Consider the following 21,390-nt stretch of genomic DNA (forward strand, 5'->3'; position numbering starts at 1 on the left):
TTCGTCCCAGCCGGTGTTCCGTTGCAGCAGGTTGGATTCGTAGTCGTTCACGGTGACGTATTGCGCCTGCTCGATGAACGCGCGGAATTCCTCGCCGTTGAACAGCGGCATCGCCTGACCCGGATCGAAGATGAAGGGCAGACCGCGTTCGGCGAACTCCGCCGAGTGCTGCAGCATCGCCTCGCGCCCGTCCGGACCGACGATGCCGAATTCGACGCCGGGCGCATCGCGCACGTGATTTTCGTAGGAGCGCATCATCGCGCCCGGGTGGAACGCGGTAATCTGGTTGTCGTCGAGGTCGGTGGTGATGAACGCCTGCGCGGTATACAAATCCTCGATCGTCTTGACCTGGCTCAGGTCGATGCCGCATTTCTCGAAATGCGCGCGATACGGGCCGAAATCCTGGCCGACCGTGCCCATCGGCACGGGATGTCCGCCGAGCAACTTGAGGTTGTAGCTGATATTGCCGGCGCAGCCGCCGAACTCCTTGCGCATGCGCGGCACGAGGAAGGCGACATTGAGGATGTGCACCTTGTCCGGCAGGATGTGATTCTTGAATTGATCCTGGAACACCATGATGGTGTCGTAGGCGAGCGAACCGCAGATCAATGCTGACATGGATTTCCAATCTCCTGTGAAGTGTCCCCGCTAACCCCTCTCCCGCTGGCGGGAGAGGGGTTGGGGTGAGGGTGGCGTCTGAAGGTGTCGAAGAATTTCAGTCAGCACATCGTCCGTTCTTTGCAGCACGTCGTTGTTCCAGAAGCGCAGCACATGGAAACCGTTCTTGATCAATATTTCGGTGCGATGCCGATCATACTCGACACGATCGCCATGTTGACCACCATCCACTTCGATGACGAGTCCCGCTTCGATACAGACGAAATCAACCGTGTAGCCGAAGATCGGAAACTGGCGCCGAAATTTGTAACCAAGCAACAGGCGGTTGCGAAGATGGCGCCATAACATCGCTTCCGCATCGGTGGAAGCAGTGCGCAGGCGTCGAGCCGGTTGTGTGCCTTGTCGTGACTCCATGCGCCACCCTCACCCGCGCCTGCGGCGCGACCTCTCCCGCCGGCGGGAGAGGTGAAAATCAGCCCTCAGCCCTCAGCTCTAGCTTCTCGCGCAGCAGCGCGTTCAGTTGCTGCGGATTGGCCTGACCGCGCGTGCGCTTCATCACCTGGCCGACGAAGAACTGCAGTAGTTTGTCGTTGCCGCCGCGGTAATCGGCGAGCTGAGTCGGATATTGCGCCAGCACCTCGTCGATCGCCGCGGCGAGTGCGCCCGAGTCGGAAATCTGTTTCAGGCCACGTTTCTCGATCACCTGGTCCGCATCGCCTTCGCCGGCCCACATCGCCGCGAACACGTCCTTGGCGATCTTGCCGGAAATCACACCCTCGCGCACGCGCGCGAGCAGGTGGGCGAGCGCGGGCGCGGAGACACGCGACTGTTCGGTATGCAGCGCCGCTTCGTTCAACATTGCGGCAACTTCACCGAGCACCCAATTTGCAGCGAGCTTTGCATCGGTCTGGCGCCCGAGTCCCGAGTCCCGAGTCCCGAGACCCGCGCACACCGATTCAAAGTAGTCCGCCGTCGCCTTGTCCGCGCACAGCTGCGTTGCGTCCGCTTCGGGCAACGCCAGCGCATCGATGTAACGCGTGCGCCGCGCTTCGGGCAACTCGGGCAGGGTCGCTCTCGCCGCCGCGATATCGGCAGCCGTCACCGCGAGCGGCGGCAGGTCGGGGTCGGGGAAGTAGCGGTAGTCGTCGGCGGATTCCTTGCTGCGCATCGGCCGCGTCTGATGGCGCGTCGGATCGTACAGCCGCGTCTCCTGCACGATCTGCTCGCCGTTTTCCAGCGCGCGAATCTGGCGTTCGATCTCGTATTCGATCGCTTTTTCGACAAAACGGAACGAGTTGACGTTCTTGATCTCGGTGCGCGTGCCGAGCTTGCTTGTGCCCGCCGGGCGCACCGACACGTTCGCGTCGCAGCGGAACGAACCCTCCTGCATATTGCCGTCGCAGATGCCGAGCCAGCGCACCAGCGTATGCACGGTGCGCATATACGCGACCGCCTCGGCGGCCGAATGCATCACCGGCGCGGAAACGATTTCGAGCAGCGGCGTGCCGGCGCGGTTGAGATCGATTCCGGTCGCGGCATGAAACGCGTCGTGTAGCGATTTGCCCGCGTCTTCCTCGAGATGTGCGCGCTCGATGCGCACCTCGATTACGCGGCCATCGTCGAGCCTTACCGGCAGCTTGCCTTCGCCGACCACCGGTAACTCGTATTGGCTGATCTGGTAGCCTTTGGGCAGATCAGGATAAAAGTAATTTTTGCGCGCAAATATACTTTGTCGCGCAATCTTCGCATCGATCGCTAGGCCGAAGCGGACCGCCCGGTCAAGGGCCGCGCGGTTGGGCACGGGCAAGGTGCCGGGCAGGGCGACATCGACCGCACCGGCCTGCGTGTTCGGCTCGGCGCCGTACGCGGTGGATGCGCCGGAAAACAGCTTGCTATGCGTCGACAGTTGGGCGTGGATTTCCAGGCCGATAACGGGTTGCCAACTGCGGGACTCGGGACTCGGGACTCGGGACTCGGAAGTCATGAGCGCGCTCCGGGTTCGCGGTTGTGCCAGTCGGTGACTTGCTGCAATTGATGTGCGGCATTGAGCAGACGCGCTTCGGCAAACGCGGGTGCTATCAATTGCAGACCGACCGGCAGACCCTCGCTGAGGCCGGTAGGCACGGAGATCGCAGGCAGTCCGGCGAGATTCACCGCAACGGTATTCACGTCGGCCGCGTACATCGCCAGCGGATCGGCGGATTTCTCGCCGAGCTTGAACGCAACCGTCGGCGTGGTCGGGCCGGCGATCAGGTCCACCGACTCGAACGCTGCGGCGAAATCGTTGGCAATCAGGCGACGCACGCGCTGTGCGCGCAGGTAATACGCATCGAAGTACCCGGCCGATAATGCGTAAGTACCGACCAGGATGCGGCGTTTGACTTCGGCGCCGAAACCCTCGGCACGGGTGCGCGTATATAAATCTTCGAGCGAGCGCGGCTCGGCGCAGCGATGGCCGTAGCGCACGCCGTCGAAGCGCGCCAGATTGCTCGACGCTTCCGCAGGCGCGATCACATAATAGGCGGGAATCGCCAGATGCGCGTTCGGCAGGGAAATATCCACCAGAATCGCGCCAAGTTTTTCATATTCTTTGAGTGCGCTCTGCACTACCGCGCCCACACCCGCATCGATGCCCGCGCCGAAATATTCGCGCGCGACGCCGATGCGCAGACCGGCCAGCGGTTTGCACAATGCGCCCATATAGTCGTCTAGCGGACGATCGACGCTGGTGGCGTCGCGCGCGTCGTGGCCGGCGATCGCATCGAGTACGAGCGCGCAATCCGCGGCACTGCGCGCGAGCACGCTGGCGGTGTCGAGGCTCGATGCGAACGCGATCATGCCCCAGCGCGAGACGCGGCCGTAAGTGGGTTTCAGACCGGTGATGCCACAGAACGCAGCCGGTTGGCGGATCGAGCCGCCGGTGTCGGTGCCGGTCGCGAACGGCACGACACCGGCCGCGACCAGGGCGGCCGAACCGCCGGACGAACCACCCGGTACACGCGTGCGATCCCAGGGATTACGCACCGGGCCGAAGTGCGAATTCTCGTTCGACGAGCCCATCGCGAACTCGTCCATGTTCGACTTGCCGATCGTTACCGCGCGTGCCGCGCCGAGTTTTTCGACGACGCAGGCGTCATACGGCGGGACGAAATTTTCCAGCATGCGCGAGGCGCACGTCGTACGCAGCCCATTTGTACAGAAAATATCCTTGTGTACAAAGGGAATTCCGCTCAATGGCGAAGCATCGCCGGTCGCCAGCGCGACATCCGCTCGCTCGGCCGCGGCCAAAGCGCCGGCCGCGTCGACGGTAATCAGCGCGTTCAGATCGGCATGTGTCTGCGCCGCGATCAGAGCCTGCCGCGCCAGCTCGACGGCAGACGTTTCGCGCGCACGCAGTGATTGCGCCAGAGACGCTATTCCTTTGAACTGGCTCACGGCTATTCGATGACTTTCGGGACGAGGTAAAGGCCGCCACGCGCTTCTGGAGCGAGCGCAAGAAACGCATCCGCGCGATCGGGTTCGCTCACCGCGTCCGCGCGCCAGCTCAGGACCTGCTCGTGCGGATGCGCCAGCGGCGCCACGCCGTCGATCTGCGCCGCGCCGAGCTGGTCGGCGAGTTCGAGCACGCGGCCAAGTTCGACCGCGACGGGCGCGAGCTCGTCATCACTGATCGCAATGCGCGCTAGACGCGCTATATGGCGCACGGTGGTGCTGTCGATGGACATGCGCAAAGACGCTGGAATTCGAATCGCGACGATAGCATATTGAAGCAAAGGGCAGGCAGCGCAGGCGCAGGCAGCAAGGGCCGGCGCGGACGGCATCGGCTGTTCGTTTTGCGCGTCCCAACCCGCGCGCTTAACGGCTTTTTTCCTTGCTTCGCCTTGGAGCGCTCACTACACTGTCGCGCTTTTCCTCAAGACGCGGCATCACTCGCTACAGGCAGTACCGGAATCCCTAATGTTCAAAGGTTTACGCGGACTTTTTTCCAACGATCTATCGATTGACCTTGGCACCGCCAACACACTGATCTATGTGCGCGGCCAGGGCATTGTGCTCAACGAACCCTCGGTGGTGGCGATTCGTCAGGATCGCGGGCCCGGCGGGCCGCGCTCGGTCGCCGCGGTCGGCGCCGATGCCAAACGCATGCTCGGGCGCACGCCGGGCAATATCGTCACGATCCGGCCGATGAAGGACGGCGTCATCGCCGACTTCACCATGACCGAGGAAATGCTCAAGCAATTCATCAAGAAGGTACACCGCGCGCGCATGTTTCGGCCGAGTCCACGCGTGCTCGTCTGCGTGCCCTGCGGTTCGACCCAGGTCGAGCGCCGTGCGATCAAGGAATCGGCCGAGAGCGCCGGCGCGCGCGACGTGTATCTGATCGAGGAACCAATGGCCGCGGCGATCGGCGCCGGCATTCCGGTGCACGAGGCGCGCGGTTCGATGGTGCTCGATATCGGCGGCGGCACCTCGGAAGTGGCGGTCATCTCGCTTAACGGCATCGTCTATTCGCAGTCGGTGCGCATCGGCGGCGACCGTTTCGACGAGGCGATCATCAATTACGTGCGGCGCAATCACGGCACCCTGATCGGCGAATCCACGGCCGAGCGCATCAAGATGGAGATCGGCTGCGCCTCGCGCCAGTCCGAGGTCAAGGAAATCGAAGTCTCCGGCCGCAATCTGGCCGAAGGCGTGCCGCGCATGTTCAAGATCAACTCCAACGAAGTGCTCGAAGCCTTGCACGAACCCCTCGCCGGCATCGTCGCGGCGGTGCGCTCGGCGCTCGAGCAGACGCCGCCAGAGCTTTGCTCGGACGTGGCCGAACGCGGCATCGTGCTGACCGGCGGCGGCGCGCTGCTGCGCGATATCGACCGTTTGATCGCCGACGAAACCGGTCTGCATGTGAACGTCGCCGACGATCCGCTCACCTGCGTCGCGCGCGGCGGCGGTAGGGCGCTCGAACTGGTCGACCAGCACGGCAGCGACTTTTTCGCCTCGGAGTGAGTGTAAGAGCAGGGCTGAGGGCTGAGGGTCAAGGGCTGAAAAGCCGGCAGCCCTTCCGCTTTTGATCTTTCAGCCCTCAGCCCTCAGCCCTCAGCCCCTACAATAAGACCACCAACGTTTTCGGTCCCCCGTCACGCACGTGGCCATCGCTCCCAACAGCACCGCCCCCTTGTTCGGCGAAGGCGCATCGAGCACGCTGCGCCTGGTGCTGTATCTCGCGGGCGCGATCGCGCTGATGGTGGCCGACCGCCGCGGCGACTATCTCGACCATCTGCGTCAGGGCGCCGGCGTACTCATGGAGCCGGTTTACCGCATCGCCGCGCTGCCGGCCGAACTCGCGCGCGGCGCGCGTCTGGCAATGGCCGATCGCGGCCAACTGTCGGAGACCAACGCCGAACTCAGCCGCCAGCTCATGCTCGCGCAGACACGCCTGCGCCGCTACGACGCGCTGCAGGAACAGAACCAGCGCCTGCAGGAACTGCTCGCGGTGCAGCGCAGCCTGGCCTTGAGTGTACAATTGGCAAAAGTTATCAATGTGGATTTTGGTGCATTCCGCCGCGATCGCATCATGCTCGACGTCGGCAGCGCCAACGACGTGCAGGTCGGCCAGGCGGTGATCGATGCGCACGGCGTGATGGGGCAGGTGATCGAGGTGCACCCGCACAGCTGCAGCGTCATGCTGATCACCGACGCGGCGCATGCGATTCCGGTCAAGATCGAACGCACCGGCCTGCGCACGATCGCGCATGGCGGCGGCACGCTGGATACGCTGGAACTGCCGAACATTCCGGTCAGCGCCGACGTGAAAGTCGGTGACCACATCGTCACCTCGGGGCTCGGTGGACGCTTCCCCGCGGATTTTCCGGTCGGCGTGATCCGCTCGATCGCCAACGATGCGAGCGGCATGTTTGCCGCGGCGACCGCCACGCCGGATGCCGCGCTCGATCGCAGCTTCGAGGTCCTGGTGCTGCATGAGCTCGTCGATCCGGTCGGACCGCCGGCGCCGGCCGAGGAAATCGGGCCGCCGAAATCGCTGGCGATGCCGCTGCCGACGCCGCCCGCGCCGAAACCGGTGCAACCGTGACCCGCGAACGCGTGATCGGCGGGTTGTTCTGGGGCAGCATCGCGGCCTGCTATCTGGCGCAGTTGCTGCCGCTGCCGGCCGCCTTGCTGCCGTTCAAGCCGTTCTGGCTCGCGCTCGTGCTGATCTACTGGGCGCTCGAACTGCCCGAGCGCATGCCGCTTGGCTTCGTCTTCCTGCTCGGCGTCGGCGGCGATCTGATCGGCGGCGAATTGCTCGGCGAGCAGGCCTTGCGCCTTTGTATACTTTGTTTCATCGTGCTGCGCTTTCGCTCGCGCCTGCGCTTCTTTCCGATGTGGCAGCAGACGCTCGCCGTGTTCGCGCTGCTGCTCAACGACCGCATCGTCTATCTGATGGTGCACACATTCGCCGGCGATCCGCTGCCTGCCCCCGAATTCTGGCTCGCGCCGGTGGCCGGCATGGTCGTGTGGCCGTGGTTGTTCCTGCTGCTCGACGACGTGCGCGCACGCCTGCGCACGCACGAAGGCTGACCTTCGCGCGATGAACACGCCGATCCCGTCAGCGCGCATCAAGGATGCCCGTCATGAAGCCGGTCTGTTCAGCCGACGCGCGCTGATCGGTTTCCTCGGCATCGTCGCCTGCCTCGGCCTGCTCGTGGCGCGCTTCGTGTTTCTGCAGGTGCTGCACGACAAGGATTTCGCCGCGCGCTCGGATGCCAACCGCATTTCCGTGCGCGGCATCGCGCCGAGCCGCGGCCTGATTTACGACCGCAACGGCGTGCTGCTCGCCGACAATGCAGCGGCGTTCCGCTTGGAAGTCGTGCCCGAGCAGGTCAAGGACATGAACGCGATGCTCGCCGATCTGGGCTCAGTGATCGCGATCAGCGACGACGACATTGCGCGTTTCAACAGCGCGCGGCGCAACAAGAAACCGTTCGACAGCGTGCCGCTGCGGCTGAAGCTCAGCGAAGACGAGATCGCACGCTTTTCCGTCGACCGCTGGCGCTTCCCGGCGGTGGACGTGGTGCCCTATCTTTCGCGTACCTACCCGCTGGGCGCGGCGTTCACGCCTGTGGTCGGCTATGTCAGCCGCATCGACGTCAATGAAGCGGCGCGCCTCGATGCGGACCTGTATGTCGGCACCACGCATATCGGCAAGACCGGCATCGAGCGCTATTACGAGGACGAACTGCACGGCATGCCCGGCTACGAAAAAGTCGAGGTCAACGCGGACAAGCGCGTGCAGCGCCAGATCGAACGCGTCGCGCCGACGCCGGGCAAGAATCTGTATCTGTCGATCGATGCGCGTCTGCAGCGTGTGGCCGAGGACGCGTTCAACGGCCGTTCCGGCGCGGCGGTCGCGATCGATCCGCGCAATGGCGAAGTGCTGGCGATGGTCAGCGTGCCGAGTTTCGACGGCAATCTGTTCGTCAACGGTATCAGCCAGATCGACTACTCGCGCCTGATGAGCGATCCGGCCAAACCCCTGCTCAATCGCGCGATCGCCGGCAGCTTCCTGCCGGGTTCGACGATGAAACCCTATGTCGCGGTCGCCGGGCTCGAACTCGGTCTGCGCAAGCCGTCGGATACCGTGATCTCGACCGGAGAGTTTCATATACCGGGTCAGGCGCGCGGCTATCGCGACGATTTTCCGGCCGGCCGCGTCGACATGGCCACCGCGATCACCGAATCGGTCAACACCTATTTTTATACGCTCGCTCTCGAAATGGGCATCGATCGCTTCAGCGATTTTCTCGGCCGCTTCGGTTTCGGCGAGAAGACCGGCATCGACCTCGCCGGCGAAGGCGTCGGCGTGCTGCCCTCGCGCGCATGGAAACGCGCGACGCAGAACCAGACCTGGTATCCCGGCGAAACCGTGATCGCAGGCATCGGCCAAGGCGCCTGGGTGGTCACGCCGATCCAGCTCGTCACGGCCTTGTCGACGATTGCGTCCAAGGGCGAACGCCTGCCGCCGCATTTGTTGCGCGCGGTGCAGGCGGGACTCAACACGCCGCCAGAACCCGCACCCGCACCGCTGTCGCGCGGCAGCATCTTCCACAATCCGGTTACATGGCCTACCGTCGAACAAGGCATGGTCGGCGTCGTTAATTCTCCCAACGGCACCGCACATGGACTTGGCGACGGTTTTCCGTATGTGATCGCGGGCAAGACCGGCACCGCGGAGCGCTACTCGCGCACCGACGAGACCTGGACCAGCATTGCGACCTCGTCGGCCGAGCGCCACCAGGTCTTGTTCGAATGCTTCACGCCGGCCGACAATGCGCGCGTCGCGGTCGTGGTTGCGCTCGAGGCCGGGCACAGTGGCGCGAGCGATGCCGCACCGATCGCGCGCAAGATTCTCGATGCCTGGCTCGCGTTCGACGACGATGCGCGCCGCGTCGCAGGCGCCAAGCCGTGAGCGAAACCCTCACCTTGCGCGCTCGCTCGCTGTTGTTCTCGCTACTGCGCCGGCCGAGCGTCGACCTGCCGCTGGCCTGCGGCCTTGTGCTGCTCGCCGCGATCGGACTTACCACGCTGTACAGCGCGAGCGATCTGGACACGCACACCGTTGTCAATCAGGGCGCGCGCTTCGTTCTCGGTGCGGTGCTGATGCTGCTGATTGCGCGCGTGCCGCCGCAGGCGTTGCGCAAGTGGACGCCGTGGCTGTACGCCGGCAGCGTCGCCCTGCTGCTCGTCGTCGCCGTACTCGGCGAAGGCCGCGGCGCGCATCGCTGGCTCGATCTAAAAGTACTGCGCTTCCAGCCGTCCGAACTGGTCAAGCTGACCTTGCCGATGATGGTCGCGTGGGCGCTGAGCCGGCGCGAGCTGCCGCCGCGCTTCGCCTCGCTCGCGATCGTCGGCATGCTGATTGCGCTGCCGGCCTGGCTGATCGCCAGGCAGCCCGATCTCGGCACCGCGCTGCTGGTCGTCGCCAGCGGCGTGTTTGCGATCTTCCTCGCCGGCATGGCCTGGTGGCGCATCGGGCTCGTGCTCGGCGCGGCCGCGGGAGTGGCGCCGCTGGCCTGGCATTTCATGCACGAATACCAGAAGAATCGCCTGCGCATGTTCCTCGATCCGGAATCCGATCCGCTCGGCAATGGCTGGCATATCATCCAGTCCGAAATCGCGGTCGGCTCCGGCGGCGTGTTCGGCAAGGGCTGGCATCACGGCACCCAATCCAGTCTGCAGTTCCTGCCCGAGCACACGACCGATTTCATCTTCGCCGTGTTCTCCGAGGAGTGGGGCCTGATCGGCGTGATCGCACTGATCGCGTTGTATATTTTTATCGTCGGACGCGGATTGTGGATCGCGGCAAACGCGCGCGACACCTATTCGCGCCTGCTTGCCGGTTCGATCAGCATGTCCTTCTTCGTCTACGTGATGGTGAACGGCGGCATGATTTCCGGCATCCTGCCCGTGGTCGGCGTACCGTTGCCGCTGGTCAGCTACGGCGGCACGTCGGTGGTGTCCCTGCTCGCCGGCTTCGGCGTGTTGATGTCGATCCATCGCCATCGCACATTCCACTCGCGCTGAGCGCGCGCGTAACGCAACGATTCCAATAACGGGTAAGCGACATGCCGCCATTCGTACTCAGCGCCGAAGCACGCCAGTGGATCGTCAACCGCACGCTGGCCGGCGCCGGCGCGGAAGAATTGATCGCCGAGCTGATCGCGGCCGGCTGGCAACGCAAGACCGCGATCGAAGCGCTCAAGCTCGCGCTCAGCTATAGCGCGAAGACCGGAGCAGGGGCCAAGCCGCAACCGGCGATGCCGCTGTCCGACAAGCCGGTACCCGAGCCGAATCTGCTCAACTCGCCGCTGTTCGTCGATGCGGGCGATCGCCAGGTGCGCGTGCTCGCAGCCATGCGCAAGCCGCGCCTCGTGGTGTTCGGCGATCTGCTCGACGCGGCCGAATGCGCGGACCTGATCGAGCAAGCGGGCGACCGCATCAAGCGTTCTGAAACCCTGGACCGCAAAACCGGCGGCGTGCAGATCGATCCGGCGCGCACCAGCCGCGGCATGTTCTTCCAGCGCGGCGAAAGCGAACTGATTGCGCGCGTCGAACAACGCATCGCGAAACTGCTCAACTGGCCCGCGGAAAACGGCGAAGGCCTGCAGATCCTGCATTACGAACCCGGCGCCGAATACGTGCCGCACTACGACTATTTCGATCTGGACGATGCCGGCACGCCTGCGGTGCTCAAACACGGCGGCCACCGCGTCGCCAGCCTGATCATCTATCTGAACACGCCCGAGCGTGGCGGCGCAACCATCTTTCCCGATGTCGGCGTCGACGTGATGCCGCAGCAGGGCAACGCCGTATTCTTCAGCTACGCGCGCCCGGACCCGTCGACGCAGACCCTGCACGGCGGCGCGCCCGTACTCGCCGGCGAAAAATGGATCGCCACGAAATGGCTGCGTGAGCGCGTGTTTGCTTAGTCGATCGGTCCGTGCGTGCTCGCAAGGGTGCTCACAGACCTAAGCTCTGCAAGAGGCCGAGCTAGGGTAGATTGCAACAATTTATACAATGTTCTATTCGTATTCGCAAGACAGATCAATCGAGTCTGACCCGTTTGATTCCAATTTCTCAGCCCTTGGACACGCAGTGATTGCCCTCTGCGCTCCAGCGGCGTACGACGCCTTCTTTGTCCACTGTAAAATTCACCGTGCAAGACAAATTGATGGGGATGGCCGGTCCCTGCTGCCGAAGGTAAGTTGTGGAGGTCTGGTTATATGTGCCTGTTGTTGTGCGCATACCTTGATTGAGCGTCACGTTGCCTGCAGTGTTCGTTGTGACCGGTTGATATGTTGTTGCCCCTGGGATAACCATGGTGCCGCCACGCGTGTATTGCAAGACTTTAGTACCGTCATTCAAAATGTAGCTGTTCTGGGGCGGGCCGTAAGTTCCAACGACTGCAGCCTCTGGTTGACCGACGAAGCGATCCATCTTCGCTTGGAACTTGGCCTGCGTCGCGCAGCCGGAGATTGCTACCAATGCAACAATGATTGCGATGCTTCTCATAACGTTCACACTTTCGCTCTGTTCGCTGGTTAATCTTGCGGGGCCTAACGCTGGAGTTAAGCGGCGGCGAAGCTGTCCGCCTTGAGCGACTTGTTAGCCGCCTCGTAGAATCCGCGAAGTGACGGCTTCAATGTTGTCGAAATGCTGTGACGCCGAAAAATCGGATTGTTCATGAACTTTGTAGTCGCCGGCTTCCGCAAGCTCGAATGAGCCATCATTTATGCACGCCTGAACTTGAATACCTGGAAGCACATATCCAGACGAAGAGCTTTGATGAAGAAAAACGCAGAACCAGCGGACATTGGCAGACACGATGTGGTCGAGCTGATTTGCCGTCAGGCCCCAGAAGCCGGGTACTTTTGCGCTGTACTTTACGTATAAGACGGTAGACGTTGGACTTGTTGCAAGCTCAAGAAGGTGGTTGGAGCTGCGCGTACCACCGCGCCATATAGACAACGCCACACCATGGGGCGCTAGTTGTGCGGTGAGTGATTGCTTGAACTTTGCGACGAGATCCATGCTTGTGCCTTTGACGGCTAACTACTATTGGGTTGAAGAACGCCGTCTAGTTCCGCAGCCTAGATCGGGGCGGCGGCTTTTCGATAGCGACAAATTCCTACAAAAATCATCCGTATTTCGCCATTACGCAGCCTATCCCTCGGCCTAGTCTTGCGACGTTTCTTTACGGGCGGGACATCGGCGAAAGCATCCCACGAGGTGGATGGAGTAGCAAGCACAGGAAAGGGCCTGCCAGCAACGGCAAGATGCGGCACCTGCTCGATCGGCGGGATTCGCTGCGCTTCTCCCGCCCTACCCAAGTTTTCGAAGCGTAGTCCATGGATGGACGGATTCGTGGAAAAAGCGGCGGCCTTCGCGGTGCCGAGCATCGCAGGTTGCGGCGGAGTTGCCCGCAGGGGCGCGCGCACGAGGCGCGCGCGTGAGCGAATGTACACGGACGTATATCAAGCGAACCCCGCCGCAGCCGAGAAGCGCAGGGCATTGTGCTGCGCTGACGCGCAGCACAACACCGCGTCGGGCGCCTAGCCTTTTGGTTACTTTTGCGCAATGGCAAAAGTAACTCGCTCGCCGCAGGCGAGTGAAAGCTTTGTTCTTCAAGAAAAAGAAAAAGAAAGAACTGGATTCCCGCCTGCGCGGGAATGACGAACAGAGGACGCGCAACACCATCCCCACCCAACCCTCCCCTTGAAGGGGAGGGCTACGCCCGCTGCACGCGGGATGACAAGCTGAGCAAAGCTCGCGCAGGCGAAAGAAAGTTTCCGAAAGTCACAACTCATCGCACGAAAGCAACGTTTCGTCGCAAGCGACGCAACCTTAATGACTTGTGCCACATCCAATCCCCCGACGTGCGGATCAATCTTCCGCGCACGTCCCGGGAGTCCCACGCATGAAAATCATCGAGGCCTCGCTCAAGAATCCCATCGCGGTGGGCATGGTCGTGGTGCTGGTCGCGGTGTTCGGCTTCCTGAGTCTGCGCGAGCTGCCGCTGCAGTTGTTCCCGGATATCGACCGACCGCAGATCTCGATCCAGACCAACTGGCGTGCGGCTTCGCCCGAGGAAGTCGAATCCGAGTTGCTCGAGCCGCAGGAACAGGTGTTGCAGGGCCTGCCCGGCTTGGAGGAACTCGACGGCAATGCGGGCTCCGGCGGCAGCAATATCAACCTGACCTTCGCGATCGGCACCGACATGAAGAACGCGCTGGTCGAGGTGATCGGGCGGATCAATCGCGTGCGCTCGATTCCCAAGGACGCCGACCGCCCGGTCGTGCAGGTCGGCGGCAACGGCGGCGGTGGGGCGAACGAGAGCCTGAGCTGGTTCTTCGTGCAGCTGTTGCCCGGCACGCCCGGGCCGGTGGATCAGTACCGGCATTTCATCGAAAACACGGTCAAGCCGCGCATCGAAGCGGTACCGGGCGTGTCGCAAGTCATCGTCAACGCCGGGCCGCCCGATGAAGTGCGCATCACCGTGGACATGGCCAAGGCCGCTGCGCTTGGCATATCGATTCCCGACATTTCCGCGCGCGCTGCCAGCGCGGCGGATATTTCCGGCGGACAGATCGAGGTCGGCCGCCAGCAATACGAACTGCGCTTCACCGGCCGCTACAAGCCCGAGGACCTCGGCGCTCTGGTGCTGTCCTGGCGCGACGGCAAACCGATCCGTCTGGGCGATCTGGCGACGATCGAGGTGCGCCCGCCACAGCGCCAGTTCTTCGCCTACCAGAACGGCAATCCGGCGATCGGCCTGGACGTGCATCGCGCCAGCGGTGCGAATGTGCTGGAAACCCTCAACGGCGTGAAGAAAGTCATCGCCGAGATGCGCGACGGCATGCTCAAGGCGAAAGGCCTCGGCATCGAGCAGTCGTTCGACTCGTCGCTGTTCATCAATCGCGCGGTAAGTCTGCTCAGCGAAAACCTGATCATCGGCGCACTGCTCTCTCTGTTGTGCGTGTGGTGGTTCATGCGTGACTGGCGCGCGACGATCCTGATCGCCAGCGCGATCCCGATCTGTCTGCTGGCGACCTTCACCGCGCTGCACGTGACCGGCCACAGCCTCAACGTGATTTCGCTCGCCGGTCTCGCCTTCGCGGTCGGCATGGTGGTCGAGGGCGCGATCGTGGTCTCGGGCAATATCCTGCGTCTCAAGGAAGGCGGCATGACGCCGCGCGAGGCGGCGCTCAAAGGCACGCACCAAGTGGTCGGCGCGCTGATCGCTTCGACCATTACGACGGTCGCGGTATTCCTGCCGGTGGTATTCCTGCGCGATGTCGAGGGTCAGATTTTCGCCGATCTCGCGCTGACGATTTCGATTGCGGTGGCGATTTCCGTGGTGGTCGCGATCACGGTTCTGCCCGCGGCTTCGGGCTGGCTCAAGGCGAAGAAGCTGAAATCCGGCTACGGCGACGGCTGGCCGGCGCTGACCGATCGCATCATGGCGTGGACCGACACGCGGCCCAAGCAACTGGGCTGGATCATGGCCTTGCTCGTGCTGCCGATGATCGCGACCTTCGCCTTCAAGCCACGTCTCGACTATCTGCCGCCGGTCAAGCGCGCGGCCATCGACGCCTATTTCAATTTCCCGCCTGGCATGGCGCCGGATGTGGTCGATCGCGAGATGGTTCCACTTATCCTCGCGCGCATGAAGCCGTACATGGACGGCAAGAAGCAGCCGCAGCTGAAGAACTGGTATGTGCTGCTGTGGCCGGGTGGTGGCACGATCGGCGCGCGCGTGGTCGACGAGGCGCGCATTGGAGACTTGGAGCGCATCGTGCGCGACGAGATCACTGTCGGCTTTCCCGACACGCGCGTGTTCACCGAGGAAGGCAACCTGTTCGGCGGCTTCGGCGGTTCGGCGCGCTCGGTGTCGATCCATCTGCAGGGCGACGACAGTGCAAAGTTGTACAAAGTCGCCGAAGCCGGTCGCCAGTTGCTCGAAGCGAAATTCCCCGGCGCGAATGTGCAGGCGTTTCCGGCGACCGATGCTGCGCAGCTCGAACTGCACGCCGTGCCCGATGATCGGCGCATTGCCGAAGCCGGCTGGGATCGCGCAACTCTGGGCGACATCGTGCGCACGCTCGGCGACGGCTCCTGGCTGGGCGAATACTTCGATGGCGAGCAGCGTGTGCCGGTGATCCTGCGCACGAGCGCGGGCACGACACCTGAGGAAATTGCACAGACCCCGGTGGTCACGCCAAGTGGCAAGGTCATGCCGATCGGCGACCTGGTCAAGTTCGAAACCGCACTGGGCCCGACCCAGATCCGTCGCCTCGATCACCGCCGCACGGTGACCCTGACCATGGATCCGCCGGCGACGCTCGCGCTCGAGGACGCGTTGCAGACGATCGAAAAACAAGTGGTGCCCGAACTGCGCCGGCAGTTGCCCGATGGCACGATTCGTCTGGCCGGCAGCGCCGATCGCCTCGACCAGATCGTCGGCACGATCGGCAAGAATTTCCTGCTCGCGCTGCTCGTGCTGGGCTTGCTGATGGCGGCGATGTTCAAATCGCTGCGCCATGCGCTCGTGGTCGTGCTCACCGTGCCGCTCGCGCTGATCGGCGGCATGCTCGGCCTGCGCGTGCTCGGTCTGTTCGCGTTCCAGCCGCTCGATCTGCTGTCGATGATCGGCTTCATCATGATGGTCGGCGTCGTGGTCAACCACGCGATCCTGCTGGTCGATCTCACGCGCACGGCGCAGGAAAATGGCGCCAGTCTCGACGACGCGATCCGCATGTCGCTCAACCAGCGCCTGCGCGCGATTCTCGCCAGCACCTTGACCGGCGCGCTCGGCGCATTGCCGATGGCGGTCAATCCGGGTCCGGGCAGCGTGATCTATCGCGGCCTGGCCGCGGTCAACGTCGGCGGTGTCGTCATCAGCCTGGTGTTCTCGCTGCTGCTGTTGCCCAGCCTGATGCGGCTGTCGTTCGCACGCGCAGCGAAAACAACCGTGGTGGCACCGACGCGCGGCCGCCGGCCGTGGTTGGTTGAGGCCGAAGAAGCGGCGTAGGGCAATCTCATCAACGTCGTTCCGGCGGTCCCTGCCGGAATGACGCGCAAAACAAGGTGGCTTATGAAACGCTTTTGTACATTGGCAATTTGTATACTCGTACTCGACGCGAGCGCGTTGGCGCAGAACGCGGGCGCGCCGCCCGCAATCGTCGAAATCGCCAAGGCGACCGAGTCGAAACTCGCGCCGCAGCGCTGGGTGCCGGGCAGCGTAGTCAGCCGTGACGATGCGAAGATCGCAAGCGCCGAAGCCGGGCGCCTCGAATTCGTCGCCGAAGTCGGCACACGGGTGAAGGCCGGCGAGCGCGTCGCCAAGCTCGACGATCAGGCGCTGCGCCTGCGCCACGAGGAAATCGTCGCCGACGTGCGCCGCGCCGAGGCGCAGCGTGCGTTGTCGGATACGCAATTGCAGCGTTTGCAGAAACTCGAATCGAGCAACAGCATCGCCAAGACGCAGATCGACGAAGGCCGCGCGACGCTGGAAACCAATGTGCAGACCTTGGCGCACGCCCGCGCGCAGTTGCACCAGATCGAACACGATATCGATCAGGCCGACGTGCGCGCGCCATTTGCCGGCGTGGTCAGCGAGCGCTTCGCGCAGCGCGGCGAATATCTGCAGGTGGGCGCGAGCATCGTGCATCTGGTCGACACCGAGCGCATCGAAGCGCGTGTGCAGGCGCCGCTGGCGATGGCCGACAAGATCCGCGCCGGCATGCAGGTCAATGTGCGCTATGCCGGCCAGGAAAAACCTGCGAGCGTGCGCGCCGTGGTGCCGGTCGGCGACGAGCGTGCGCGTCAGTTCGAGTTGCGTGTGACGATCGAACCGGCGCTGGCCCTGGTCGGCAGCGCGGTCGAAGTCGCGCTACCCGAAACGCGCGCCGACGCCGGTCTGACCGTGCCGCGCGATGCGCTGGTGCTGCGCGCGGATCGCACCTATGTGATGCGCGTGTCCGCCGAGAACAAGGCCGAGCAAGTGGTGGTGACGACGGGCGCGAGCAATGGCGATCTGGTCGAAGTCCGCGGCGCGCTCAATGCCGGCGACCGGCTGGTCGTGCGCGGCGCGGAACGCCTGAGTTCGGGCCAGGCGGTCAAGGTGCAATCGGACGGCTAGTGTGCCGTTCTGCAAATAACATTACATGCGACGCTCTCATTCCCTTCTCCCGCTGGCGGGAGAAGGTGCCGAAGGCGGATGAGGGTGGCGCAGGTGCAGCGCACACCGCTCCATGTTGCGCCACCCTCACCCGGCGCGCTATGCGCGCCGACCTCTCCCGCCAGCGGGAGAGGTGTGACAATGGCAAGCTACAAATGAAACGCGACACTAGACGCTGGTTATGCAAGGTCGCCACGCAGCGCGGCGACTTTTTCCTGCAGCAGCGCCGCAGTCGCCTGCTCCGGCGGCACGGGCGCACCGGCGACGAGTTCGATCGCCGACCAGAATCGGCGCGGCAGGCGCGAGCGACCGAGCATCGAATCGCGGCGGCTGAAAATGCTGCCCCACAGTCCGCGCAGCGCCAGCGGAACCACCGGCACCGGGCGCGCGGCGAGGATGCGTTCGATGCCGGGGCGAAACGGCTGCAGCGTGCCGTCGCGCGTGATGCCACCTTCGGGGAAGATGCACACGAGATGGCCCGCGGCGAGCTCCTTGTCGACCTCGTCGAACGCGCGCTGCAACAGGGCCGGATCCTCCTTCGCACCGGCGATCGGGATCGCCTTGGCTGCGCGGAACAGCGGACGCAACGGCGTGTTGAAGATCTTGTAGTACATGACGAAGCGCACCGGCCGGCGCACGTTGCCGAGAATGATCAGCGGATCCATGAAGCTGACGTGATTGCACACCAGCAAGGCCGCGCCTTTCTCGGGAATGTTTTCCAAGCCGTGCCTGTGGATGCGGTAAAGCGCGTTGATCAGGATCCAGTCGACGAAGCGCAGCAGGAATTCCGGCACCAGAGTGTAGATGTATACCGCGACGACCGCGTTCATCAGCGCGGTCGCGAGCAGCAGCGCCGGAATGCTGAAATGCGCTGCGTTCAGCAGCAGGCCCGAGACGATCGAGGCGACCACCATGAACAGCGCATTCAAGATATTGTTGCCGGCGATGATGCGCGAGAGCTGGCTGCGTTCGGCGCGGCTCTGCACCAGCGCGAACAACGGCACGATATAGAAACCCGCGAACAGGCCGATCAGGGCGAGGTCGAGCGCGACGCGCCAGTTGCCCGGCGCGGCGAGAAAGGCGAGCGGGCCGAGGCCGGTGACATGGGCAAGGTCCGGTCGCGCGAAATACAGATCGATGCCGAACGCAGTGAGGCCGATCGAACCGAACGGCACCAGACCGATTTCGACCTTGTGTCCGGACAGGCGCTCGCACAGCAGCGAACCGATGCCGGTGCCGACCGAGAACAGGGTGAGCACGAGTATCGACACGCCTTCCGTGCCGCCCAGATACAGCGTGGTGTAGTTGGGCAACTGCGCGGTGAAGACGAGGCCGAAAAACCAGAACCAGGAAATGCCGAGTACCGCGTTGAACACGGTGCGGTCCTGCCTGACGAAACCGACCGCGCGCCAGGTCTCGGTCAGGAAATTCCAGTTGAAGCGCAACTCGGGCGCGGTCGCAGGCGCGGGCGGAATCGCGCGGCAGACGACGTAACCGGTCACGGCGATCGCGATGACGGCGATCGATGCGTACAGCGGTCCATTCGGCCCGGCCGCGGCGATCAGCGTACCGCCGAGCATCATGCCGATCAGGATCGCGAGCGAGGTGCCGGTTTCGACGAGGGCGTTGCCGCCGACGAGTTCCTTGTCCTTCAGCGCCTGCGGCAGGATCGCATACTTGATCGGTCCAAACAGGGTCGAATGCAGGCCCATCAGGAACAGCACGCTGAGCAGAATGGCGGCACTGCGCGTGATGAAGCCCCACGCGGCGATCGACATGGCTGCGATCTCGAACAATTTGACGAAGCGGATCACGCGCGTCTTCTCGAACTTTTCCGCGATCTGCCCGGCCGAAGCCGAGAACAGGAAAAACGGCAGGATGAACAGTGCCGGCGCGATATTGGAATACGTGGTGATCTGCTCGGTGCTCAGGCCCATCTGGAAACCGATCAGGAGCAGGGTCGCGTTGCGGAACACGTTGTCGTTGAACGCGCCGAGCGCCTGGGTGAGGAAAAACGGCAGGAAGCGGCGCTCGCTCAGCAAGCGGAACTGGCTGTGCTCGCCAGCGGTCGGATTCGACGCAGTTTGCTCGGGCATTGTCGTTGCCAGTCCTGATTGTTGCGCGCAGCGTAGCAAAACACCGAACCAATCGTTCAGCCCCGGTCAGGCAGGCTATGCGAACGTTGGCGCGGCAGCCTGCTAAAATGCGTGATTCCCGCGTCGCGTCATGCCGCCCACATCGACCCTACACTCATCGCCGGCGCGATTTGCGCGGCGCCATCGGAACCTTTTCATGTCGACTCGCAAGATATTCAAGTCTTTTTCCGCACCTCTGTTTGGCCTCTTGGCACTGGCCGTGGTGTTCGATGCGCACGCCGACAGCCTGCTGCAAACCGTGCCGACGCCGGATACTTCAAAACTCGCACCCGACGCGGCCAAGCAGCTAGCCACGGAGCGTGCCGAGTTCGAAAAGCTCAGGGCTGGCATCGTCGGACCGCCACTCGCACGCATCTATGCCGACCTCGGCGCGCTGTATGTGCGCAATGGTTTCAGCGAGGCGGCCGCGGTTGCGCTCTACGATGCCTCGCAAGTCAGTCCGAACGACGGACGCTGGTTCTATCTGCGTGGCGTGATTGCGCGCGAGCTCAAGCGCAACGACGAGGCGCGCGCGGATTTCCAGGCGGCGCTGGATCGCGACAAAGTATACTTGCCGATCCGTTACCGCCTGGCCAACACGCTGATCGATCTGGGCGATGTCGCCGGCGCACGCAAGCTGCTCGAAGACACCGCACGCGAGCATGCGCAACAACCCGTGGCGTTTGCGATGCTGGGTCAGCTCGCGCTGCGCCAGAAGCGCTATGCCGACGCGGTCGACAGCCTCAATAGCGCGTTGAAGCTGGACCCGAAAGCGAACGAGCTCTACAAGCACCTCGCCGACGCCTATGCCGGACAAGGCAACACCAAGGCCGCCGACGAAGCGCGTGCTAAAGCCGGCGATGTCACGGTGACGCTGGACGACCCGCTGGTCACGGGTCTGTACGCGGTTGCGCCGCCGCAGGTCAGCGGCACGCCGATCGAGCAGGCGCAGACGCTCGCGCGTCAGGGGCGGATCGGCGCGGCGCGGGAGAAACTCGCGGACATTCTCAAAGCCAATCCCAAGGATGCCGATGCGCTTGCGCTCAGCGCACGCATCGAGGCGTCGATGGGCAATATCGTGATCGCGCAGTCGGAAATCGAAACCGCGTTGAAGGCCAAGCCGGACAGTGCGATCGTGAATATTTCCAGCGGCATCGTCGCCGAGCACATGGGCGACGACGCAAAAGCCTACGACGCCTACCGGCGCGCGCAGCGTCTGGATGCGAAGTACGCCGATTCGTATCTATTGCTCGGCAACGCCGAGATGCGGCGCAGCCACTACGCGCAAGCAGTCGAGCAATACCGTCAGTTCACCGTACTGCAGCCGGACAACGCGATTGCCTATGCGCACCTGGTCGCGGCGCAGGTCGCGCAGGGCAAATGCGCGGATGCGCTGCAGTCGATCAATGGCGCGCTCACCAGGCGCGCGAAGGATGGCGATCTGATGCAGATCTTCGTGCGTCTGGCCAGCACCTGCCCGGCGGCGAGCCCGCAGGAACGCGACGTTGCGCTGGACTATGGGCAGGTGCTGTACAAGCAGTCCTCCGGGGCGGGCAATTCCTCGGCGCTGGCGCTGGCCATGGCCGCGCACGGCAAATTCAAGGAAGCGCAGGAGTACCAGGCCGAGGCGATCTTCGACGCGGTGCGCGCCGGCGACATGGCCTCCGCGGCGCTGTACAAGACGACGAACCAGCAGTTCTTCGACAAGAAGCAGGTGCCGGATCGACCCTGGCCGGCACAGCATGCGTATTTCACCGCGCCATTGCTGAGCCCCGCGCGGGCTGCGCCGGCGGCCGCCGTACCCGCGCCAGCGCCGAAGTCCTGACGCGTCGGGCGCCGGCGGCTGCTGGCGCGGGCAATCCCGGCGCTCGCCACCGGCGTTGCCAAGCGGCGGTGTTTTGG

Annotated in this window: 17 protein-coding genes; 9 read left to right on the forward strand and 8 right to left on the reverse strand. The window is 63.7% G+C overall.

What is annotated here, in order from left to right:
- The 5 genes from VIE67_RS05630 to gatC all read right to left on the reverse strand — a co-directional run.
- On the reverse strand, positions 1 to 618 hold a 618-nt coding region (locus tag VIE67_RS05630), incomplete at its 3' end, for a carbohydrate kinase family protein (RefSeq protein ID WP_332024123.1).
- Positions 619 to 648: 30 nt separating this feature from the next.
- Positions 649 to 1,032, reverse strand: coding sequence for an endonuclease domain-containing protein (locus tag VIE67_RS05635; protein WP_332024125.1), 384 nt, complete (start codon positions 1,030 to 1,032; stop codon positions 649 to 651).
- A gap of 58 nt (positions 1,033 to 1,090) precedes the next feature.
- Positions 1,091 to 2,602 (reverse strand): Asp-tRNA(Asn)/Glu-tRNA(Gln) amidotransferase subunit GatB, encoded by a 1,512-nt coding sequence (gatB, locus tag VIE67_RS05640; protein WP_332024126.1) that lies wholly within the window; start codon positions 2,600 to 2,602, stop codon positions 1,091 to 1,093.
- Positions 2,599 to 4,053 (reverse strand): Asp-tRNA(Asn)/Glu-tRNA(Gln) amidotransferase subunit GatA, encoded by a 1,455-nt coding sequence (gatA, locus tag VIE67_RS05645; protein ID WP_332024128.1) that lies wholly within the window; start codon positions 4,051 to 4,053, stop codon positions 2,599 to 2,601. The genes gatB and gatA overlap by 4 nt, the downstream gene beginning before the upstream one ends.
- 2 nt (positions 4,054 to 4,055) lie before the next feature.
- Positions 4,056 to 4,343 carry an Asp-tRNA(Asn)/Glu-tRNA(Gln) amidotransferase subunit GatC gene (gene gatC, locus VIE67_RS05650; RefSeq protein ID WP_332024130.1) on the reverse strand — a complete coding sequence of 96 codons (288 nt, stop codon included), beginning with the start codon at positions 4,341 to 4,343 and terminating at the stop codon, positions 4,056 to 4,058.
- A 232-nt stretch (positions 4,344 to 4,575) separates the two neighbouring features.
- On the opposite strand from gatC, the gene VIE67_RS05655 reads away from it, so the two are divergent.
- From VIE67_RS05655 to VIE67_RS05680, 6 genes are all read left to right on the forward strand, one after another.
- On the forward strand, positions 4,576 to 5,622 hold the full coding sequence (locus VIE67_RS05655) for a rod shape-determining protein (protein WP_332024132.1): 1,047 nt from the start codon (positions 4,576 to 4,578) through the stop codon (positions 5,620 to 5,622).
- A 139-nt stretch (positions 5,623 to 5,761) separates the two neighbouring features.
- On the forward strand, positions 5,762 to 6,706 hold the full coding sequence (gene mreC, locus VIE67_RS05660; protein WP_332024134.1) for a rod shape-determining protein MreC: 945 nt from the start codon (positions 5,762 to 5,764) through the stop codon (positions 6,704 to 6,706).
- Positions 6,703 to 7,194, forward strand: coding sequence for a rod shape-determining protein MreD (gene mreD / locus VIE67_RS05665; protein WP_332024136.1), 492 nt, complete (start codon positions 6,703 to 6,705; stop codon positions 7,192 to 7,194). Before mreC ends, mreD begins: the two co-directional genes overlap by 4 nt.
- Positions 7,195 to 7,204: 10 nt before the next feature.
- Positions 7,205 to 9,082, forward strand: coding sequence for a penicillin-binding protein 2 (gene mrdA, locus VIE67_RS05670; RefSeq protein WP_332024138.1), 1,878 nt, complete (start codon positions 7,205 to 7,207; stop codon positions 9,080 to 9,082).
- A complete protein-coding gene (rodA, locus tag VIE67_RS05675; protein WP_332024139.1) occupies positions 9,079 to 10,197 on the forward strand; it encodes a rod shape-determining protein RodA in 1,119 nt (372 codons plus the stop codon). The genes mrdA and rodA overlap by 4 nt, the downstream gene beginning before the upstream one ends.
- Positions 10,198 to 10,238: 41 nt before the next feature.
- The gene (locus VIE67_RS05680; RefSeq protein WP_332024141.1) at positions 10,239 to 11,102 is read left to right on the forward strand and encodes a 2OG-Fe(II) oxygenase; all 864 of its coding nucleotides are present in this window, start codon (positions 10,239 to 10,241) and stop codon (positions 11,100 to 11,102) included.
- 148 nt (positions 11,103 to 11,250) lie between these two features.
- On the opposite strand, the gene VIE67_RS05685 is transcribed toward VIE67_RS05680, so the two are convergent.
- Together VIE67_RS05685 and VIE67_RS05690 are read right to left on the reverse strand one after the other, a co-directional pair.
- Positions 11,251 to 11,685 carry a hypothetical protein gene (locus VIE67_RS05685; RefSeq protein ID WP_332024143.1) on the reverse strand — a complete coding sequence of 145 codons (435 nt, stop codon included), beginning with the start codon at positions 11,683 to 11,685 and terminating at the stop codon, positions 11,251 to 11,253.
- A 93-nt stretch (positions 11,686 to 11,778) separates the two neighbouring features.
- Positions 11,779 to 12,204, reverse strand: a complete 426-nt coding sequence (locus VIE67_RS05690; protein WP_332024145.1) for a hypothetical protein — start codon at positions 12,202 to 12,204, stop codon at positions 11,779 to 11,781.
- 886 nt (positions 12,205 to 13,090) lie between these two features.
- On the opposite strand from VIE67_RS05690, the gene VIE67_RS05695 reads away from it, so the two are divergent.
- Together VIE67_RS05695 and VIE67_RS05700 are read left to right on the forward strand one after the other, a co-directional pair.
- Positions 13,091 to 16,204, forward strand: a complete 3,114-nt coding sequence (locus VIE67_RS05695) for an efflux RND transporter permease subunit (protein WP_332024147.1) — start codon at positions 13,091 to 13,093, stop codon at positions 16,202 to 16,204.
- A 63-nt stretch (positions 16,205 to 16,267) separates the two neighbouring features.
- The gene (locus tag VIE67_RS05700; protein WP_332024149.1) at positions 16,268 to 17,314 is read left to right on the forward strand and encodes an efflux RND transporter periplasmic adaptor subunit; all 1,047 of its coding nucleotides are present in this window, start codon (positions 16,268 to 16,270) and stop codon (positions 17,312 to 17,314) included.
- Positions 17,315 to 17,532: 218 nt separating this feature from the next.
- Here VIE67_RS05700 and VIE67_RS05705 read toward each other — a convergent pair whose 3' ends face one another.
- Positions 17,533 to 19,449: an MFS transporter gene (locus VIE67_RS05705; protein ID WP_332024151.1), complete on the reverse strand. Its 1,917-nt coding sequence runs from the start codon at positions 19,447 to 19,449 to the stop codon at positions 17,533 to 17,535.
- A 196-nt stretch (positions 19,450 to 19,645) separates the two neighbouring features.
- Between VIE67_RS05705 and VIE67_RS05710 the strand changes: the two genes are divergently transcribed.
- The gene (locus VIE67_RS05710) at positions 19,646 to 21,313 is read left to right on the forward strand and encodes a tetratricopeptide repeat protein (protein WP_332024154.1); all 1,668 of its coding nucleotides are present in this window, start codon (positions 19,646 to 19,648) and stop codon (positions 21,311 to 21,313) included.
- The last annotated feature ends 77 nt before the right edge of the window (positions 21,314 to 21,390 follow it).

Origin of the sequence: Rudaea sp., assembly GCF_036560865.1 — a bacterium.
In the GTDB taxonomy this organism is placed as follows: Bacteria; Pseudomonadota; Gammaproteobacteria; order Xanthomonadales; family Rhodanobacteraceae; genus Rudaea.

Excerpts from the sequence above, each read along its gene's own strand:
- VIE67_RS05635 (WP_332024125.1), bottom strand. The coding sequence starts at position 1,032 with ATGGAGTCACGACAAGGCACACAACCGGCTCGACGCCTGCGCACTGCT.
- gatB (WP_332024126.1), bottom strand. The coding sequence starts at position 2,602 with ATGACTTCCGAGTCCCGAGTCCCGAGTCCCGAGTCCCGCAGTTGGCAA.
- gatC (WP_332024130.1), bottom strand. The coding sequence starts at position 4,343 with ATGTCCATCGACAGCACCACCGTGCGCCATATAGCGCGTCTAGCGCGC.
- VIE67_RS05655 (WP_332024132.1), top strand. The coding sequence starts at position 4,576 with ATGTTCAAAGGTTTACGCGGACTTTTTTCCAACGATCTATCGATTGAC.
- mrdA (WP_332024138.1), top strand. The coding sequence starts at position 7,205 with ATGAACACGCCGATCCCGTCAGCGCGCATCAAGGATGCCCGTCATGAA.
- VIE67_RS05680 (WP_332024141.1), top strand. The coding sequence starts at position 10,239 with ATGCCGCCATTCGTACTCAGCGCCGAAGCACGCCAGTGGATCGTCAAC.
- VIE67_RS05685 (WP_332024143.1), bottom strand. The coding sequence starts at position 11,685 with ATGAGAAGCATCGCAATCATTGTTGCATTGGTAGCAATCTCCGGCTGC.
- VIE67_RS05690 (WP_332024145.1), bottom strand. The coding sequence starts at position 12,204 with ATGGATCTCGTCGCAAAGTTCAAGCAATCACTCACCGCACAACTAGCG.
- VIE67_RS05695 (WP_332024147.1), top strand. The coding sequence starts at position 13,091 with ATGAAAATCATCGAGGCCTCGCTCAAGAATCCCATCGCGGTGGGCATG.
- VIE67_RS05700 (WP_332024149.1), top strand. The coding sequence starts at position 16,268 with ATGAAACGCTTTTGTACATTGGCAATTTGTATACTCGTACTCGACGCG.
- VIE67_RS05705 (WP_332024151.1), bottom strand. The coding sequence starts at position 19,449 with ATGCCCGAGCAAACTGCGTCGAATCCGACCGCTGGCGAGCACAGCCAG.
- VIE67_RS05710 (WP_332024154.1), top strand. The coding sequence starts at position 19,646 with ATGTCGACTCGCAAGATATTCAAGTCTTTTTCCGCACCTCTGTTTGGC.